Raw genomic sequence first — 19,102 nt, forward strand, 5'->3', positions numbered from 1 at the left:
GCTAGTCTATTTTAGCGCTTCTTAGTCTTAACGAGTTTAGGATAACGGACACTGAACTAAAACTCATGGCCAGGGCTGCAATCATTGGAGAAAGTAAGATTCCAAAAACAGGATACAATAAACCTGCTGCTACCGGAATCCCCAATACATTATAGCCGAGTGCAAAAAACAGGTTCCCTTTGATGTTACCCATTACTTTATGACTCAACAGTCTCGCTTTTGCGATCCCGTTCAAATCGCCTTTTACTAAAGTAATGGCAGCGCTTTCTATCGCCACATCAGTTCCGGTGCCCATGGCAATGCCGATATCTGCCTGCGATAATGCCGGAGCATCATTGATGCCATCACCAGCCATTGCCACCATTTTACCCGCAGCCTGTAGTTTCTTTATCTCGTTCAATTTATCTTCCGGTAGCATTTGAGCCTTGAAACCATCAAGATTCAGGGTTTCACTGACTGCCTTTGCAGTATCTTCATTATCGCCGGTGAACATGATGACCTGCAAACCTTCTTCCTGAAGTTTACGAATCGCCCCTGCGCTGGATGCTTTAATCTTATCAGAAATAACGACAAACCCCACAGCAAGCTTTCCAACAGACAAATAAGAAACCGTTTTACCCAGCTTTTGTGCGGTCTTAACCTGTTCGCCCAATTCAGGACTGATTTTCGCGCCTACATGTTCCATTAACTTTTGATTGCCTAAAGCGAGGTCCTCTTTGCCAAGCTTACCAATCACTCCTTTACCTGTTACCGCTTCAAAGTTCGATATAGATTGCACAGCGATCTTCTTTTCCTCCCCATAACGCAATGTTGCCTGCGCTAATGGATGCTCACTGCTTTTGTTCAAGGCCAGAATTCTTTCCAGCACATCCTTTTCAGAGAAATCGGGATCTACACTAACAACTTCTTCTACAGATGGTTTTCCTTCGGTAACTGTTCCGGTTTTATCAATGATGACAATATCTATTTTATTCATTTTCTCCAGAGATTCCGCATTTTTGATGAGGATCCCCGACTGGGCACCCTTTCCTACCCCAACCATCACAGACATAGGTGTGGCAAGGCCGAGGGCACATGGACAGGCGATAATCAGCACCGCAATCGCATTTACAAAGGCGTATACATAAGATGGATCGGGGCCATATATGGCCCATACTGCAAAAGTAGCAAGGGCAATCAATACCACAACCGGCACAAAATATCCGGAGATTTTATCTGCCAGTTTCTGAATTGGTGCTTTAGAGCGACTTGCAGAATTCACCATTTCAATGATTTGGGATAACAGTGTTTCCGAACCGACCTTTTCTGCCAGCATCACAAAGGTTTTATTGCCATTGATGGTACCGGAACTTACTTTATCCCCGGGTTTCTTCTCCACCGGCACTGGCTCACCTGTAATCATGGACTCATCAATCGTGACTTCTCCGGTTTTTATACTGCCGTCTACAGGAATCTTCTCCCCGGGTTTCACCCTAAGCAAATCTCCTTTTTGAATGTCATCAATTGAAACGGTCGTTTCTTTGTCCCCGACAACTTTTGTGGCCGTATTGGGGGCTAATTTCAAGAGCTCTTTGATGGCACTATTGGTTTTTCCATGCGCTCTGGCTTCTAAAAGCTGTCCGAGCAAGACCAGTGTCAGAATCACTGTTGCCGCCTCAAAGTATACGTAGACTGTCCCATGATGGGTTTTGAACTGGTCCGGAAAGACATCAGGGAAAAGCAGGGCAACAATACTAAAGAGCCAGGCTACCCCCGCACCAATACCAATCAGGGTAAACATATTCAGGTTCCAGGTAATGATAGATTTCCAGGCACGTTCAAAGAACATCCAGGTTGCATAAAACACAACCGGTAATGAAAAAGCAAACTGTACCCAGTTCCAGTATTTAAGATCCATGAGCTTGAAAAGCGGGTTATCAGGGACCATTTCAGTCATGGCGATGATAAAAATTGGCACCGTAAATACCGCAGCAACCTTAAATTTTCGCAACAAGTCTTCATAAGTATGGTCTTCCGCCTCAGCATCCAGGTCCATAGGGACCAGATCCATTCCACATATCGGACAAGCACCAGGCTTATCTTTGATGATTTCCGGATGCATTGGACAGGTGAATTGTGCGCTTCTTTTTAACGTTGGTTGTTTCAAAAGATCCATTCCACAGACAGGACAGCTCCCTGCTTTATCATAGGTTTTATCTCCCTCACAATGCATGGGGCAATAATATATGCCTGCTCCCTGATCTTTAGGTTTATGAACATGAGCAGTATGTGGTTTGTGCATATGTTCAGCTGTAGTATGATGGCCTTCCATTTCAATCCTATAATCACCTGCGGTGGACAATGCTTCCTGCAATTTTTCAGTTGCAATGTGTTTATCCATTGTGACAACTGCTTCGGCAGATTCTAAAGTTACGGCAGCAGTAATTCCATCAATTCCATTCAGTGCTTTTTCAACTTTAGTACGACAACCCTGGCAGGTCATTCCGCTTATCTTATAGGTATGCTTCATAGAGGGATTAATTATTGAATAATTCATGAGTGAAACTGTATAATTAACACCAGAATTACTTTAAAGTTTCCTTTATTACACTCCCCTATACCACAAAAGCCTCATCTGAGGCTTTTGTGCTTAATATAAATCCGATAATTTTTACTGTGGAAATACAATGTCGGAAATCTGGTAACCGGCTTTTTTAACTTCCTTTTTAAGCTTCCCTGTTTTGTCAAAAATATACAGGTTACTGAATGGCTCGCCACCTGAAAATATCTCCGGACTATCAGCGATATAAAGATCCCCGTTTTTTGGGTTGACCTTCCAGCAAGTAGCGAATATGATCCCTGCATCAGCATGGTCAACAAATTCTTCTGCCTTTTTGGTCAGGGTATTAAATCTGCAAATCACTCCTGTGGAAGTTTCCTGCCAATATAAGTACTCATCTTTTCCACCAGAAGTCAGCACCCCATTGGCTGGTACTTTAAAGTTAGCCGCAAGTTCTACAGAGTCTATTCCTTTGTTGCTTTTATCCAGCTTCACAAATTTGGCTTTGTTGGTTGCACTTCCCTGAACACCTAACCAGTAGCTATTATCCGAGCTTTTAACTATGCCGGATACGTTTTCTTTGTAGCTATTCAGAACGATTACTTTGCCATTCTCCACTTTGATCAGCTGTTTACCCGCAGCGGTAACAATGGTCTGATTAACGGTGTTTATCGGAATCAAGGTGACGTCCTTGCTTCCTTCCAGAATGGTTGAACTGATCGTTTTATTCGTCAGGTCTACCGGATACAAACCTGATTTCCTGCGATTGGTCACATTTACATAACCGGTTTTTCCGTCTGTGGTCGCAAAATATGTGACATTGCTGGCACCTGATTGACTGATCACATAATTTAGCTTCATGGTCTGTGCATCTACAACGGTCAGTGAATTTGGTCCCGTCGAGGAAGTGATGTAATATTGGTTATTAAAATGGTACAGGTTGTTTGCTTCCGGTGATAAGAATGAACCGGGATTAGCTCTCGAAAAGATGTTCAGCTGGATCGTTCCATCCTCGTCCATGTGCGATATGCCTGAATTCCCCATTCCGGTTTGATCGGTATAGCTTAACAGTAAAACGCCGTCGCCATAAGGTCCGGTTACTTTTACACGGTAATTCAAGGCGGTCTTTCCTTTATCGTTTTCTACGGTAAATTCTATGTTGTAGACACCCGGATCTGCTTTTTTAAAGGTGTATGTGGCGGTATTGGCTACTTCCTTTCCGTTTTCCATCCATTGATAGCGGTTAGTTTTTCCGGTGATCTGTGGTGCCAGGGTCAGCTCCTTATCCATCTTCAGGGTGATCAGGCTGTCGCTGGCAGTCTGATAAGCTAGTTTTGCGATTTCTGTTTGTTCTTTTTTGCAGGATACGGCAAGTATCGCCAGGCAGAACATTGCTACTATAGTTTGTTTTATTTTCATCTTCTGTAGTTAAACCACAGCAAACGGAATTATTAAAAATGGGTATACCCCAAAAGGTATCCTCATTCCAGCTTCAATCCCCGAAAGCTATGAATCATAAATGCAAAAGGCAGGTCTTCTGACTTGCTCCCCTAAGTACGGTCTTCCCATTTTTTCAAAACAGTGACCTTGTTAATGTACCTCGGTTAAGGAGCTTACAGCTGCGGGACAGTTCTGGAATTACACCAGATTCCCTTTTAATCCCGGTTGCGACACCGGGAACCAAAAGCGGCGCAAAGATATAAATCTATATGAACATCAGGCATTGGAAGCTGAATTTCATTCCTTAAGAGTAACCGATTGTAACATCACACAGAACCTAACATATTATTAATAAAGCCCTTGATTATGAAAAAAGAGTTTGTCTTTTTGTTTTCTGCTCTGTTATTAAGTTTGAGTATTCCCCCAGAAGTATGGTCTCAGGATCATAAAACACCTCTTACGGATAACCCCTTAAGTAGCTGACCTGCGGGATGAGATTAAAGACGCACTAAAATAACCCTGTTAATCAGCCTCCTTTATTTCCAGTATTTTCGCGCTAAAGCTTTAGAGAAATCAATGGCCTGATCAGAAAATACAGGAGGATGTTGCTTGTCCTTTTTTGCAGCCTTGTTGTACAGGGTGATAAAATAAAATGGGTTCTGTACGTTTTCAATCAGCTCTTTGCTATAGCCGTTGCGTACGATGATATCTGCCATGTAATAACCGGGATTGTGGCCGCTGGTATAATTAAATAAGTTGCGGTAGTCTTTGACGGTTTTAAATTTTACGCCGTTTGATTGTGCCATCAATTGCATCGAAGAGTCTAACTGCATCACAATACTATCTGGTTTGTTTAACAGCAATTCCTCAAAATGATACTCGTAAACGATATCCTTCGACTTATCAAATGAATACTTTTTATCGATCATATCTGCACTTCCTTCATTTAGGATGACTTGTAAGGCGTATAAGATCCCTTCTTCTGATGGATCAGTAGCTACCAGATTTCTTGGTTTACGGAGGACGTGGTGAAGTTCATGAGCCCCAACAATGCCATATTTCAATTTGTCCTGATTGTACACGTTCCAAAGGGTAAAGACAACCGTTCCGCGGTGAACCAGGGCATCATTATCAATACCAATAATGAATATTTTGGTGTTTGTGGTTTTCTGGTGCAAACGCTTTGGAAGCCATTGCCAGCAGTATAAATACATGCTGTCTAAGTAAGCGGGCTGGTCCAGTTTGGCCGCATATTCCTTCAGTTCCTTTTCATGGATTTTGTATTGGTTAATCTTATAAACCAGCCAGTTGTTCAACTTATCATCCACTAGTTTTTGTACACGCGCCTCGTTTTTGGGGTTATACACCATATTTAGAGTTTTACGGTAGCTATCCAGAAACTTCTCACTAAAATCCTGATTTTCTATATAGGTTTTGTTTCCTTCCAGTTGCAGAAAGGTCTTCCATGCTTCGCGGGACAAGGTATCCCCTTGCTTCAATCTATCGGTGATTTTCCAGAATGCATTTAAGGAATTGAGATCGATCTGCTGGGCCACAGCTGGTTTTCCTAAACAGAAAAACAATAGAAAAATCAGGCTAAAAGTCTTTAGAGAATGTTTCATATTAACATAGACCGTCAGGGATCAGTTTTATTACAGGCTTGCCCTATATTCTTATGAATGCGCATAAAAGAATAATCTCCAGGCTTCTTATTAATGCTCTTGAAAGAATTGGATCATTAATGACATCCTCTTTAATTTTCTCATGTGTAGCATCCAGCACAAATGAGGTTTCTTCTAGAATATGTTTTAGTAATTCAATGTTAGAAGGAAACATGCTCCGCTTGACTTAGGATATGGGGACCAATATATTTACTAAGAGATTGTGGGGTGACGACCTCTACTCTTCTCCCTAACAAATCTTCCAGAAAGAAGGATAAATCCATGAAATTATCATAACTCTTTTGCTTGGGGTCAAACTCTACCAGTAAATCCACATCACTATCGGCATGTAGCTTCCCCGTAATAAAAGACCCAAACAGGCTTAAATTCAAAACACCAAAAGATCTTATCTTTTGGCCATTAGCTTTTAGTAGAACTAATAATGATTGCTTATTTTGAACTGCTGTATGCATAATCAAAGATAATCAAAATTCATTAGAATTATCTCCTACCCCTTTACAACACAAAGCGCCCGGATCATGACGATCGGGCGCTTTGTTATTTCAGCTTATTAAAACAGCTGCTTTGTATTTTAACTTTTCTTTATTTCGAAAGAGTCCCTTTATTAGCAAACTCCTTACTAATCTCCTCATCGGAAAGCATTTTCCTGAACACTTTCAAGTCATCTACCGCACCAGAAAAGCCGTTTTTCATACTGCCTAAAGTCTGTAGTGGAAAAACCAACGTTTCTACCTTTAACATATTCGCTTTAGTATCCGGGAACAGGATTTCCTTGCCCATCATCTTCTCCTGAAGTTTTCCATTGACATACAATGACGTTCCTTTATGATCTCCGGTAATCGTCACATGAGTCCAGCTGTTTAGTGGCAACTGGTAGTTAAACTCATAATCCATCCCTTCTCTGGAGAAGCCTACCTTCTGAGATTTGGTAGAAGATTTAAACACTCCATTTCCTGAGCCAAACAAAATACGCTCCCCAACAGAGGTACTGTCCGGTTTTACCCAAACTGAAACCGTATAACCGTAACCGATCTCTTTAAGAGGCAGTTGAACAAAGCTGTTTTCCCCAGATAAAACCAGTGATTTACCATTTAACCCTTTGGCAACACTTACGTTAGTTTTAACACCAGCGCCGCGGTTATAGCTTGACTGATCTTTAATTTTTGAATCTTCAAAAGTATAGTTCAACACCAGTGAATCCTTTCCTAACACATAACCGGCTACATTTACACCCGGACCTTCTTTTACACCTTTACCTTTAACCAGGAAGTCTTTAAAAGGAATACTATCTGTACCAGCCCACATCTTTTGAGATAAAACCTGAAGCGCAGGGAACACACGGTCATGAACATCCTTCTCTGTAATTCCGTTTCCAGCCGGCGACTTATCATTCCACACGGCAAACATACCTCCTATAATTGAAGGATCTCCCGCCTGAAAAGTCACATTGCCAATATTTATCGGCTCCCACTTTCTGTACAGGTTCTTTAAGTTCAGGTAATCATAGTAATAACCTGCTGCCGGAACGATATATAACCAACCATCAGGAGTACTGATTTGCTTGTAACCTTGCTTCTTCATCTCTCTGGGCTCACCATAACCATTGTACCAGGAGTTCATCGTTACCCCTTTCGAAGTTACAGGAGTCGTTCCTTTAGCATGGGTTAACGCGCCCCAAACACGAGCTTCTTTACCAAATCCTTGTACATATTTGATAAAGTAATCCGTGAAATACCTGAACTTTTCCGCCTCTGCTTTTGCATATTCGTCGGTACCAATGTGGACTACCTTTCCCTGAAAAACAGGGTTCGAACCTTCCAGATATTCTTTAAATATATTACTTACAATTTCGTAGGTTTTTGGGTTATAAAGGTCCAGATGATCAGGGCCATATTTCTTACTACCTATTTCCGGAAGGATTCTGGTGATGGCCAATGAATGCGCAGGGACATCAATTTCCGGAATAATATCTACACCATAAATGGACGCCATTTCCTGAAGTTCAATAAACTCTTTTTTCGTATAATGACCGTCTTTAGCCGTCAGTGTAGGATAAGTCGTACTTTCTAAACGGAAAGCAGCAGGAACATCTTCCCATTTGTTTTTGAAATAGATTGGGAAACCATTGTCGTTTAAGTGGATATGAAACTCAGACATTTTATAGTAAGACATCATTTTCACATAGTCTCTCAGGAAATCTATCGTAAAGAATTTCCTACCTACGTCCAATACCAATCCTCTTACGGCATACTTTGGATAATCGCGGCTCTCCCCTTTTACGATACTGTGATTTACAGGATCCTGTTCCAGCAATTGCAACAATGTCCTGGTTCCCCAGATCGCGCCTTTCTTGTGTAAGGCTTTAATCTGAAGGTAATCTCCGATGATCAGTTCATATCCTTCTTCTGCCAATCCTTGATCTGAAGAATTCAGGGAAAGCAAAATATCGCCTGCAGCAGGTTTTCCTGATGTGCTGATTTCTAAGGAAAGATTCATCGCCTGAAGATCCTTTTGTAGTAAATTAGCTATCCCTTGTAAAACAGGATCTTTCTCTGCCAGGACGATTTTACTTTTCTTTTTCAATTGAAAAGTACCGGATGCACCATGCCACTCTCTTAAAGCAGGGATCACAAAAGGTTTTGGATTGACCGTTTGCTGATCATTAAACTGGCCTGGCACTTTTAATTTAAGCGTCTGCATATCCATCGTTACTTTGTCACTTTCGCGTTGTAACTGATAAAACAAAGAAACTTCTACATTTTCCAGGGGACTAAAGATCTTTCCATCGGCATTAATAACTGTTAAGCGGTCTGTACCTTTCAAAAAGGCGGAAAATCCTTTGGGCACTTTCAAGTCAGGGATCATGGTAGCTCCGGATTTCAGTCCGCCGGAAAAGGACACTTGTTTTCCGATTTCTCCAAACAGTACACTATCGGTCTGCTGGGCAAATACCTGTCCGCCACATAAAATGGCGCAGGATACCATTGCGTATAATTTTTTCATCTTCATATTTTAGGCTTTCATTGACAGCAGCATATTTAGACGCTGCAGCACCTGCACTTTTTTAATTCGCTTAACACTAATTAATGGTTCAGCACAGGATTGCTAACACAATGCTAATAAAATATTGGATAAGAGCAAGACAAATGACCCAGCTGAAATCACACAAACGTTTGCGTCAGCTACTGAGGAAAAAATAATGATCAGTTTCCTGAAAGAATTTACCCTTAAGATTGTCGCGTATGCCCCCTAAATATGACATATTACCACAGGGAGTACTTTACACCAGGAAGATATATTTGTATAAGCTTATGATCCTGGTCCAATTTCTAAAATCCATACCTGACCTTCCTTTGCCGGGAATTAAGGAGTATTCCATCGAAAAAGAGGAATGGTTCATCATGTTTGTATTTTCGGTCTGGGTCTACAGTTATGCTTGTTTATGGAGGAGTTTCCCTTTCCGGATAAGAAGTCTGAAAGTAAAATTTAGCCTTACTTTATTACTTATCAGTTCTATTGGATTAATAATTGCAGGGGTTTTGAACATGAATCCGATCCCTCCATGTAAAATAAGATGAGAGACCAATTCACAAGCCATTAAAACCCGCTTTAGATGAAAGACACAACAGATATCGTAAGTCAGAAAAACATACCCGCATATATCGCCACTTTTCCAGGTGAGGTACAACCGATTTTAGAGGAACTAAGAGAAACCATTAGAAAAGCAGCTCCTGAAGCGGATGAGACCATCAGTTATGCCATTCCAACATTCATCCTTAACGGCAATCTGGTTCATTTTGCAGCTTACAAAAGTCACATTGGCTTTTACCCTGCTCCTTCCGGAATTGAGACTTTTAAGAAAGAGTTGTCGGCATACAAAGTGGCGAAAGGATCGGTTCAGTTCCCGATTGACAAGCCGCTACCTTTAGACCTGATCAGCAAAATCGTAGCTTTTAGGAGGCAGGAGAATTTAGATAAAGGAAAAAGGAATTAAATTAATACCGGATCTCTGCTGTTTTGACGGGATAGCTTTCCTTATTGAATTTCAAGATGCTTTTATGAGGCTTCTTCTGTACTATAATTTCTTCGCATTCCTCCCCTTTCTTAAAGGTTTCCGTAGTGATCGTTTTGCTGTTGATGATCAGATCGGCATACCCATTGGTTTTATCCGGTGATACCGAAATAATAGTCTTCAGGTTTTTAAAAATGCCCGCGCAATTCATATCCCACTCTCCGTTATACCTTTCTAAAAGCAGTTTATCCACCACTTTAATTAAAGAATTTCCGCTGATTACAAACAAGGAAATGGTCTGTTCATTATAAGGGTTAGGGCCGGAATGCCCGACATGCTGGCCGGTGATTCCAAAAGCACGGGTATCCTTATTCAGGCGATAAGGTGCGGTATCTATGCCTATATCATCCAGGCGAACGGCATCAGATTCCCAATATCCTTTCTCATGGTACTTTTGTAGTATTTTACCTGTTCCTGATTCTACTACGAGAATATAGGCATCCATTACAAACGAATAATCATCGTCGTCTTCCCGCGCCATCACCGGAATACTAACAATGGTTTTAGTCCGGTCGTTTGGCATTGGTTTGGTCCGGATATATTCTTCTTTAATTTTGGCCATGGGGATCCGCAATTCCTTTATCACGCTTTTGACCAGCAGGCTATCGAAATCAGCCGCTTTACTATTGATATTTGAGGTGATCAGGAGAATAAACAGCAACAGTACATTTTTCATAAACAGTATTTGGGTGATATCATGCCAAATGTAATAGCTAAACAGGAAACCGATCTAATTTATTATAAGAATTAACGATGACCGGACTAAGCGTAAAAATAAGCCCCGTTTGTTTTACAAACAGGGCTTATTTTAAAGTTTTATAAGGATGCTTTCAGCTTTTGCCCTTTTCTCAGCTTAACTTCATAAACATCAGCTGTTTTTGTGACGCCTTTAACATTCCATTCAGGCACTATACCTTCAAAATTATCTTTGATCCGCAAGGTCCCCGTCCTACCGGCGGTAATACTGAAACTTGTGGTCTTATTGTTTTTACGTGTTGCGGAAACCAGGTGCCCGCCTTCTGCTCTAAGGTCTGTAAAGGAAGCATCAGCCCATTTTTTCGGCATGGCCGGGAAAACACGAATTAAGCCAGTGTTTAGTTCTCCCGGCTTAGCACTCCAGCTTTGCATCAACATTTCATGCACTGCCTGTGAAGCGAGGAAGTTTCCTTCTAAGGTAAAAGGACGGTAAGTAAAGCCGGAGTAACCGCTTTTGGTCTGATCACCGTTCACATGAAATCCGTTTCTTAAAACGAAGGCTTTCACAAAAATGTCCAGGTTTTTAACCGCAGCTTCTCCATCACCTACTCTTGCCCTTAGGCAGCTCATCCAGGAGAAGGTATAACCTACCCACTGTCTGGTTCCTAATTTATCCCAGTTATTTAAACTGGCGGCTATCATTTGGGTATCGGCTTTGCCGGATTCATTGTTGATCAGGTTAAAAGGATAGATACCCATAATGTTAGATAAATGTCGGTGGCTACTAGTCAGTTCATTTTTGGCATCCAGCAGTAACGTTCCATCGGCTTTGGTATGAAAATCACCCAGGGCTATTGCGGCATCGGACCATTTCTTTGCTTCCGTAGTTTTACCCATTTGTGCTGCCATTTCCTTTAAAGACAGGAACAGCATTTTTAAGCTCATCAAATCATAATTACTATTGGGTTCTAACCATGCCTTTGGACTATTATCGAAAATCTCCGGTGAAGAAGAAAGCGGCAGTTTCAGCAGGCCATTGCTGTCCTTTTTCAAGAGGCCCAACATACATTCCCCAACTTCGGAACTCCATGGATAGGCTTTTTCTTCCAGGAAAGCATCATCAGCGGTGTATAACCAGTGCAGGTAAAACAGGTGGGCACTCCAGGCGCTCATTGTTGGCGACATACTATATTGTCCCCAGCCACCTAAAGGTTGTCCGGAATAAGACATCACGCCCGGACAAGCCAGTCCTTTTGTACCATAAAAATCTCTGGCAAAATCTCTGAAGAAATCACGACGGTCCCACAGGAAATTCAGGTAAGAAGCCCCTTCCTCATATCTGCCGGATTGTTGATACGCCATATAAGTCATCTGCGTATTTAAATCGTTATGGTAATCACCTTTCCATGGTGGCAGTGTGCCGTTGTCAGCAGTCCACACCCCTTGCAATGGCATTGGTGGCGCATTTAAGCGGGAAGCAGCACCATAAAAGTATTGTACCAGGTTGTATTGTTTTTGAACTGCGGTATCAGGGATGCTGACACTTGACTTCTCCCAGAAGGCAGTCCACCATTTTACATGTGGTTTGAGCATCCTCCGGTATCCTTTATTCAGGGCATCGGAAACACGTTCACGTGCCAATGCTAAAGGATCTTTGCCATCTACGGTTGAGGTAATCGTTAATGCGATGAGGCTTTCCTTAGCCGTTTTCTTAGTTTCGATATAGACGCAATATTTAAGTCCGTCGGCAGCTTCCTGGATATACCATTCGGCATTGGCCGATTTCCCTTTGATCGCTTCCGGGTAACCGAGTTTACTGACAGATCCCCCGCTACTTGGTCCGCCGTCCCCTTTTATGGTTTTACGGTACACGTCCATCGGACTGAACAACTGTACTGCATCCGGCGATATTCCTTTTATAGATAACAAGGCAACCGGAGCACTCGCACTGTAGAAAGCATTCATAGTTGCTCCTGAATTGAATCTTGTGATTCCTTCTGCGGTGGCTTCCATCAATTCAAATTCCTTTACTACTTCTCCGTCCGGGAATTTAAGTTCAATCCGGCCGGCCGGTAGTTTGGTCGGACTTACGCCATTATAGGCTTCATCCCACCAGTTGTTAACCTTATCATATTCTTTTTTAGCAATCAGGTCTGCTCCTTTTTGATAGGTGTATTTTTTCCACCATTCCTTTTCTCCGTGGGTACGCTCATCCCATAAATCGCCTCTATCTAAAGATAGTCTGATGGTGTTTTTTTCGCCCCATAGCAAACCGCCCATGAGGCCGTTTCCTAACGGCAGTGCTTCGTCCCAGGTGTTGACAGGTGCTTTAAGTACTAAATTATAAGCTTGTTCGGGCAGTTTAGCTTGCTGAGCATTGACGGTTAAGCCAACACAGATATTTAAAACAAGGAAGCTGGTTTTAAAAATATTGGTTTTATACATAGTGGTATGATCTCAGGTTGTTGGTTTTAATATCTTCTTTGTGGTTAACAAGCAAAGTTAGCGGCATAAACTAATCAATAAATGGATTAAGTTATTATTTTAATGGATTATCGGATGGATAATACCTGGAATTTGGGCTAATCTGTATATTAGCGACATGAGTTTTACTGCACAGTTTCCCGTACTAGCGAATTGCACCTATCTGAATACAGCAAGTTCAGGCATAATGTCGAGCTCCATTATGGAATGGAGAAAGTCGCATGATGAAGAGTTTTACCTACAAGGAAGTAACTTCCGCTTACAACAGCGGGAGTTTTTACAGGATGTCAGGGAACACGTTGCCAGATTCTTTCATAGCAAAGCAGAAAACACCTTTCTGGTACAGAATTTATCCATTGGTTTTAACATCTTTTTAGATGGATTATCAGCTGACCATAAATTTCTACTGGTGACCAGCGATTATCCTTCCATAAATTACCCGGTAGAAAGCAGAGGATTTAGCTGTGATTATGCCCTGGCAAACGAACACCTTGAACAAAATATACTGGCCAAAATAGAGACTTTTAAACCATCAGTGCTGGCATTGAGTTTGGTTCAATATGCCAGTGGTATCAAGATAGACCTTAGTTTTATCAAAAAACTAAAAGAAAACTATCCGGAGCTGCTGATCGTTGGTGATGGCACTCAGTTTTGTGGGACTAACGCTTTTAACTTCGGGACATCAGGATTTGATGTACTCATCAGCAGCGGCTACAAATGGATGCTTGCCGGCTATGGGAACGGATTTGTGCTCTTAAAAGATCAGGTAAATCAGCATTTATATCAGAAACGAATCAATTACCCCTTGCCTACAGAACCTTTTTTAAAGGACCGGAGTTTATTATCGCTCTGCTTTGAGCCAGGGCATCTGGATACCTTAAATTTTGGTACGCTAAAGCAGTCCATTTTATTGTTTGAATCCTTAGGCACAGATTTTATTTCCAATAGACTGCAATCTATAGGCGAAATGGCCAGGAAAGCATTAACAGCACGTGGCTTACTCTCCAGCGCAGTTGTAGCACGCGGGGAACATGCTACGATTTTCAATATACCGACCAGTACTGAGCTCAATAAGAGACTCCAGGAGGCCAATATCATTGTTACTCCCCGTGGCGATGGATTGAGGCTGTCCTTCCATTTTTACAATACAGTAGCGGATTTAGAAAAACTATTGAGCGTACTTGATCAGAAATAATAATTCTCCAGGCAGCGCTTCGGCTGACCACGTTGAGCCTGATCGCTATAAAAAAACCGGATTCCTGCATAAGGAATCCGGTTTTTTCGTAAGTAAAAACGCTGTGTTGCAATACAAACAGGCTCGCTTTAAAACACTAGGGCTTTAAGTACTTAAGTGCAATCAATCCGATGGCAACTACTCCCCAGGCCAGTCCCCAGTATTGCAGACGGATGAAATACAGATCGTGCAGACTTTTCTTGTTTAGCCAGATTCCCAGCAGAAACGTAACCGGCGCAGCCGCCAAAAGACTATACAGGAATAGGTCATAGCTTATATTTCCTTTTACTCCAAAAAGAGAAATTGCAATCAGCATCGCGATCACCGGGATCAACAGGGCAAGAAAGCCCCATCCTCTATATATTAGCATTTGAATGATTTAAAATTAATATTCTTATTTATTTTTCGGACCGTAAGCGTTGATCTTAGCCAATAATTCTTCGGCGTTGCAATCAATATGAGAAGCGGTTAGGTAAACCATATAATGTCCGTTTTCATCCAGTCCACCGCTAACAGCCATTTTTGATAGTTTCTTACTGATGATTCCCTTGTAGTGGTCAACATTGTTAAGGTGAAGCGTAACTAATACATCTGCGCCCATTTCAGTAAGGCTCATTTCCTGGATATCTTTCCAGCTGATCAGTCCGGCTGCTTTACTTACCGGTGTTACCCTTGAGGTAATGCCCTCAGGTTTAAGTGCGATCATCGGCGACGTATCTTTTGCTGCAATTAAAGATTTAATAAGACAGAAGACAAGAACGATAAGACCAATTCCTGATATCACTGCCGCTTTAGGTAAATACCTCTCTGCGATGATCCCGGTACTGTATAATAGAACAGCCGCTAACATCACGATCAGTCCTACATAGATTAGAACAAGTTGGTTTGATTTCTTTTGATTTCTATAAAATTCCATATTAAGTTTTAATTAATCTTCCACATTTTATAACAAGAAGATTAAGGGTTTGAATTGGTAACAGGCTTAATTTGCCCATTTCAGCCCGTTCTTTCAAAAACCACGCCATTAAAGCCCATTTCCCAGATTTAAGTAGTATCTTTCTGGAAATCTGAAACATTCAGTTTAAGTTTATTTCGCAATTTCATTAAAATTGGCCTGAATAATGAGCAGGAATTCTATACCGATATTCTATTTTAAATTAAGATATTAGAACAGGATTACCGAAATAAATAAACTCATTACCTAAACAATCATAGTCTTTATCTCCCCACTATGTTACGAAGAACCCTGATCAGCTGCACATTCCTCTTAATATCCGGCATTTCATTTGGACAATCCAGCAGCTATGAGCAGGTGATCGATTCATTAAGTAACATCGGACAGCAGGCAAAAATCATCCCCTATCTGGAACAGGAATTAAAGGCAAAACCTAATGAAGAGCTCCTGCTGAGGATGCTGGGCTTTTACCATATTGAGGATAAAAACCTGGATGTTGCTGAACAGTATTATACACAAGCATTGGCGGTTAACCCTACATGCAGCAAATGCTATATGAACATCGGAAGGATTTATGCGATGCGCAATGATTTTAACAAGGCACTGGAAAACTTTAACCTTGGTGTTCTTGCAGCTCCAAAAGATGGGCTTATTGTACTTTGGAGGGCCAGACTAAAAGAATATCAGGGGGATAAAACCGCTGCGTTGGCAGATTACAACCTGGCGGTTAGCCTGGAGCCAGATAATGGAGCTGTTTACCAGCAAAGGGCATTGTTCCATTCCAGTCAGGGGAATTTCCCATTGGAACTTGCTGATTTAAACAAAACCATTGCCCTGGTACCAAACGATTTAAAACCTTACTTACATCGGGCAACGCTTCATTTTAAAATGGAAAACCTGGATAGTGCTTGTCTGGATTACGAAATGGCAAAAAAGCTAAGCGCTCAGCAGAAAACTAAAGATACTTTACTAACGGATCAGCTGGAAACCGCGGTTCAGGACATTTGTAATCCTGAAAAACCAAGCTATTATTATCAGAGAGGCATTGCCTTCTATAATCAGAAACAATACCAGAAAGCGATAGCAATGTATGACCTGGGCTTGAAAAAGTTCCCGGGCAATCCCTTAACTTTAAACTTTAAAGGAAACGCTTACCTGGCTTTACAAAAGCCAGATCAGGCACTCTTGTGTTATCAACTTGCATTACAAAGCAAGGACAGCTTCTTAAAAGCAATCAATGCTAATCCCCGGTTTTCTACGGATGGAAAAAATCAGACTACAAAGCCAGGGAATAGTGATGCCGGACAAGTTTCTAAAGCTTTCCTGGCGGAGCTTCATTACCATATCGCTGAATGTCAACTGGCGCTGGCTGCATTCCCTAAAGCCCTCTCGGAGATCAATCAGGCAATCGAACTAATTCCGGATACAGCCGGTTTCCCTAAAGAAATGTATTCCAATCTGCGCGAACAAATCATGAAGAAAATTAGACTTCAAAAAAATTACGTTAATTAGAGTCAAATCAATAATTTTAATTAATATTACACACTTAGAAGTCTAGCGAAAGATTTCAATTAATTATTTATAAATTTAATCTTAATGCCATTCTAATTTTAAAACAAAATATGAGATTAGGCTCCTACCCGGGGATTGAAAAATTGCGCTTCACTCATCTACAGCACTTGTTTGATGAGGAAAACAAAATGAACTTTAGTGTCATAATATCATTGGCTGAACTCCTATGTGAGGTCCCGATAGCTTTCATCGCAATTGAAGACGAAAACGGCAATTTAATAAAGACCAGCACTACCATTGCTGACCTTAAAGACTCCCGGACACTTCCCTTTCCTGACAACTTGCCTTTAGTCATACCTGATGTTACTCTTGATGACCGTTTTTCTAATCATCAGTTGTTAAAATCAGGCATCCGTTTTTATGCCGGTATCCCGATCCTGAATCCCGAAAACTATGCTGTGGCTTATCTGTGTATCATGGATAAAAGTCCGCGGGAGCTTAACAGCAAACAGCTCAATGGGCTGATATTACTGGCTCAGCAAGCTTTTGAAATTATCAGGGTTGAACTGGACAACCTGGAGCTTAAAGAGCTGGCCAATAACATAGTTACTCCTGCCCAGGAAATCGACACTATTTTTCACAATGCCATAGATGCAGTGATTGTGGTGGACGATAACGGGATCATCTCCCAATGGAATCCAAAGGCTGAAAACATCTTTGGCTGGCAAAAGGCAGAGGTTACCGGGCATTATTTCCATGAAGTAGCCCTTCCACCGGAGTATCAGGGACACTACCTTCAGCTATTGGAGAACTTTAAGTATAATTCCGCAGAAAACCACCCGAATACCACCGTGGAAATTTCTGCCATTCGAAAAGACCAGACCACTTTTGATATCGCACTGAGCATTTCTCCGGCAACAATCCAGGGAAAGCATTTTTTCATCTGTTTTGTGAGTGACATCACCAATCGGAATCAAATTTCTCAGGAGCTGGATAAACAACAAAAGTTTTATGAAAACATATTAAACAAACTGCCTACAGATATTGCCGTTTTTGATGCCAATCATAAATACCTGTTTGTAAATCCAGGGGCAATCAGTGTTAAAGAATACCGTGACTTTATTATTGGTAAAGACGATTATGAGTATGCGGCCTACCGCAACAGGGATACGGTTACCGCAGATTTACGAAGGGCACAATTTCTGGAAGCAAAAGAGAGCGGCACGCAAATCCGTTGGGAAGATAGTCTGAAGGGACCTGAGGGCAATACCATTACCCATTTACGCCGCATGTATCCTGTACACGATGAAAATGGGGAACTTTCTATGGTAATCGGCTTCGGTATTGACATTACAGACCGGAAAGTGATGGAAGAAAAACAGGCGGCACTGGTCCAACAATTGTCTTCACAAAACACACAGCTCATTGATTTTTGTAATATCGTATCTCATAACCTAAGGGCTCCATTGGTGAATATGTCGATGCTCGTAGAGTTTATTGAAGACACCAACAATCCTGAAGAACAGAAAACCCTGATTTCTAAACTGAAACCAGTTATTGAAAACCTCCACACTACGTTTAATGAGCTGGTAGAATCCATACAAATTAAACAAGACCTGGAAATCAAATCGGAAAACATTCTCTTAACAGACTGTATCCGCAGAACTTTTGAAGGGCTACAATCTGAGATTAATAAATCCGAAGCGATTATAGAAACCGATTTTGAGGATGCTCCATCGGTTTATTTTCCGGCTAAATACTTGTACAGCATTTTCCATAACCTGTTCAGTAACTGCCTGAAATACCAGAGTCCAAAAAGGAAACTTGTCATTAAGCTGGTCAGTAAAAAGATGGATGGAAAAATATTGTTGTCTTTTACGGACAACGGACTTGGTATTGACATGGACAAACATAAAGACAACTGTTTCAAGATTGGAAAGGTATTTCACCACCACCCAAATTCAAAAGGATTTGGCCTGTACATGACCAAAACCCAGGTAGAAGCCATGAAAGGCAAAATATGGGTAGAAAGTAAGATTGATGTTGGCTCTACCTTTTTTATTGAATTTACAAATCAAAAAGCATGAATTCGTTAAAAAAAATAGCGCTCATAGATGACGATAGCACTTTTGTTTTCCTGACAAAAAGAATGATTAAGCAGGCAAATATATCGACACACATCGATGAATTTAATGATGGTCTGCAAGCACTTAATTTCCTGATAGCCAACCAAAACAACGAAGAAGTATTACCTGACGTGATATTCCTGGACCTCAGCATGCCTGTTATGGATGGCTGGGAGTTTTTAGAAGAATATACGGTTGTTGAACCAGGGATAAGAAAACGGATCATTTTGTATATCGTTTCTTCTTCCATTTCTCCTCATGACATTGAAAGATCCAGAAATTTCAGTGTGGTATCTGATTTTATCATTAAGCCATTGAACAAAGAAAGATTTATCCAGATTATGGGAGATCTATCTTAATTC

At 41.3% G+C, this 19,102-nt stretch carries 14 protein-coding genes and 1 riboswitch; of the genes, 5 read left to right on the top strand and 9 right to left on the bottom strand.

Translation table 11 applies throughout. From position 1 onward, the window contains the following. Position 1: 1 nt before the first annotated feature. From OQX61_RS21230 to OQX61_RS21250, 5 genes are all read right to left on the bottom strand, one after another. Positions 2–2,509: a heavy metal translocating P-type ATPase gene (locus OQX61_RS21230; RefSeq protein WP_265843822.1), complete on the bottom strand. Its 2,508-nt coding sequence runs from the start codon at positions 2,507–2,509 to the stop codon at positions 2–4. Between the two features lie 141 nt (positions 2,510–2,650). Then, positions 2,651–3,958: a DUF5074 domain-containing protein gene (locus OQX61_RS21235; RefSeq protein WP_265843823.1), complete on the bottom strand. Its 1,308-nt coding sequence runs from the start codon at positions 3,956–3,958 to the stop codon at positions 2,651–2,653. A 90-nt stretch (positions 3,959–4,048) separates the two neighbouring features. Further along, positions 4,049–4,239: riboswitch (cobalamin riboswitch) on the bottom strand. Positions 4,240–4,515: 276 nt separating this feature from the next. Beyond that, positions 4,516–5,601 carry a DUF5700 domain-containing putative Zn-dependent protease gene (locus tag OQX61_RS21240; RefSeq protein WP_265843824.1) on the bottom strand — a complete coding sequence of 362 codons (1,086 nt, stop codon included), beginning with the start codon at positions 5,599–5,601 and terminating at the stop codon, positions 4,516–4,518. Between the two features lie 200 nt (positions 5,602–5,801). Next, positions 5,802–6,113 carry a nucleotidyltransferase family protein gene (locus OQX61_RS21245; protein WP_265843825.1) on the bottom strand — a complete coding sequence of 104 codons (312 nt, stop codon included), beginning with the start codon at positions 6,111–6,113 and terminating at the stop codon, positions 5,802–5,804. A 130-nt stretch (positions 6,114–6,243) separates the two neighbouring features. Next, positions 6,244–8,664 carry a family 20 glycosylhydrolase gene (locus tag OQX61_RS21250; protein ID WP_265843826.1) on the bottom strand — a complete coding sequence of 807 codons (2,421 nt, stop codon included), beginning with the start codon at positions 8,662–8,664 and terminating at the stop codon, positions 6,244–6,246. A gap of 610 nt (positions 8,665–9,274) precedes the next feature. On the opposite strand from OQX61_RS21250, the gene OQX61_RS21255 reads away from it, so the two are divergent. Further along, complete coding sequence (locus OQX61_RS21255; RefSeq protein WP_265843827.1) at positions 9,275–9,655, top strand: DUF1801 domain-containing protein; 381 nt, start codon at positions 9,275–9,277, stop codon at positions 9,653–9,655. A 1-nt stretch (position 9,656) separates the two neighbouring features. Here the strand turns inward: OQX61_RS21255 and OQX61_RS21260 are convergent, their stop codons facing one another. After that, positions 9,657–10,409, bottom strand: coding sequence for a hypothetical protein (locus OQX61_RS21260; protein ID WP_265843828.1), 753 nt, complete (start codon positions 10,407–10,409; stop codon positions 9,657–9,659). A gap of 140 nt (positions 10,410–10,549) precedes the next feature. After that, positions 10,550–12,874 (bottom strand): glycoside hydrolase N-terminal domain-containing protein, encoded by a 2,325-nt coding sequence (locus OQX61_RS21265; protein WP_265843829.1) that lies wholly within the window; start codon positions 12,872–12,874, stop codon positions 10,550–10,552. A gap of 157 nt (positions 12,875–13,031) precedes the next feature. Between OQX61_RS21265 and OQX61_RS21270 the strand changes: the two genes are divergently transcribed. Next, positions 13,032–14,108: an aminotransferase class V-fold PLP-dependent enzyme gene (locus tag OQX61_RS21270; RefSeq protein ID WP_265843830.1), complete on the top strand. Its 1,077-nt coding sequence runs from the start codon at positions 13,032–13,034 to the stop codon at positions 14,106–14,108. Between the two features lie 136 nt (positions 14,109–14,244). Here OQX61_RS21270 and OQX61_RS21275 read toward each other — a convergent pair whose 3' ends face one another. Continuing rightward, positions 14,245–14,517, bottom strand: coding sequence for a hypothetical protein (locus tag OQX61_RS21275; RefSeq protein WP_265843831.1), 273 nt, complete (start codon positions 14,515–14,517; stop codon positions 14,245–14,247). 24 nt (positions 14,518–14,541) lie between these two features. Further along, positions 14,542–15,063 (bottom strand): STM3941 family protein, encoded by a 522-nt coding sequence (locus OQX61_RS21280; protein ID WP_265843832.1) that lies wholly within the window; start codon positions 15,061–15,063, stop codon positions 14,542–14,544. A gap of 315 nt (positions 15,064–15,378) precedes the next feature. Between OQX61_RS21280 and OQX61_RS21285 the strand changes: the two genes are divergently transcribed. From OQX61_RS21285 to OQX61_RS21295, 3 genes are all read left to right on the top strand, one after another. Beyond that, positions 15,379–16,614, top strand: a complete 1,236-nt coding sequence (locus tag OQX61_RS21285; RefSeq protein WP_265843833.1) for a tetratricopeptide repeat protein — start codon at positions 15,379–15,381, stop codon at positions 16,612–16,614. 110 nt (positions 16,615–16,724) lie between these two features. Further along, positions 16,725–18,701, top strand: a complete 1,977-nt coding sequence (locus tag OQX61_RS21290) for a PAS domain S-box protein (protein ID WP_265843834.1) — start codon at positions 16,725–16,727, stop codon at positions 18,699–18,701. Then, the gene (locus tag OQX61_RS21295) at positions 18,698–19,099 is read left to right on the top strand and encodes a response regulator (RefSeq protein WP_265843835.1); all 402 of its coding nucleotides are present in this window, start codon (positions 18,698–18,700) and stop codon (positions 19,097–19,099) included. Before OQX61_RS21290 ends, OQX61_RS21295 begins: the two co-directional genes overlap by 4 nt. The last annotated feature ends 3 nt before the right edge of the window (positions 19,100–19,102 follow it).

The organism is Pedobacter sp. PLR, from assembly GCF_026239675.1.
Taxonomy (GTDB): Bacteria; Bacteroidota; Bacteroidia; order Sphingobacteriales; family Sphingobacteriaceae; genus Pedobacter.

What these genes read in the sequence shown, in the direction of transcription:
- OQX61_RS21230 (WP_265843822.1), bottom strand. Translation starts at nt 2,509, where the DNA reads ATGAAGCATACCTATAAGATAAGCGGAATGACCTGCCAGGGTTGTCGT.
- OQX61_RS21235 (WP_265843823.1), bottom strand. Translation starts at nt 3,958, where the DNA reads ATGAAAATAAAACAAACTATAGTAGCAATGTTCTGCCTGGCGATACTT.
- OQX61_RS21240 (WP_265843824.1), bottom strand. Translation starts at nt 5,601, where the DNA reads ATGAAACATTCTCTAAAGACTTTTAGCCTGATTTTTCTATTGTTTTTC.
- OQX61_RS21245 (WP_265843825.1), bottom strand. Translation starts at nt 6,113, where the DNA reads ATGCATACAGCAGTTCAAAATAAGCAATCATTATTAGTTCTACTAAAA.
- OQX61_RS21250 (WP_265843826.1), bottom strand. Translation starts at nt 8,664, where the DNA reads ATGAAAAAATTATACGCAATGGTATCCTGCGCCATTTTATGTGGCGGA.
- OQX61_RS21255 (WP_265843827.1), top strand. Translation starts at nt 9,275, where the DNA reads ATGAAAGACACAACAGATATCGTAAGTCAGAAAAACATACCCGCATAT.
- OQX61_RS21260 (WP_265843828.1), bottom strand. Translation starts at nt 10,409, where the DNA reads ATGAAAAATGTACTGTTGCTGTTTATTCTCCTGATCACCTCAAATATC.
- OQX61_RS21265 (WP_265843829.1), bottom strand. Translation starts at nt 12,874, where the DNA reads ATGTATAAAACCAATATTTTTAAAACCAGCTTCCTTGTTTTAAATATC.
- OQX61_RS21270 (WP_265843830.1), top strand. Translation starts at nt 13,032, where the DNA reads ATGAGTTTTACTGCACAGTTTCCCGTACTAGCGAATTGCACCTATCTG.
- OQX61_RS21275 (WP_265843831.1), bottom strand. Translation starts at nt 14,517, where the DNA reads ATGCTAATATATAGAGGATGGGGCTTTCTTGCCCTGTTGATCCCGGTG.
- OQX61_RS21280 (WP_265843832.1), bottom strand. Translation starts at nt 15,063, where the DNA reads ATGGAATTTTATAGAAATCAAAAGAAATCAAACCAACTTGTTCTAATC.
- OQX61_RS21285 (WP_265843833.1), top strand. Translation starts at nt 15,379, where the DNA reads ATGTTACGAAGAACCCTGATCAGCTGCACATTCCTCTTAATATCCGGC.
- OQX61_RS21290 (WP_265843834.1), top strand. Translation starts at nt 16,725, where the DNA reads ATGAGATTAGGCTCCTACCCGGGGATTGAAAAATTGCGCTTCACTCAT.
- OQX61_RS21295 (WP_265843835.1), top strand. Translation starts at nt 18,698, where the DNA reads ATGAATTCGTTAAAAAAAATAGCGCTCATAGATGACGATAGCACTTTT.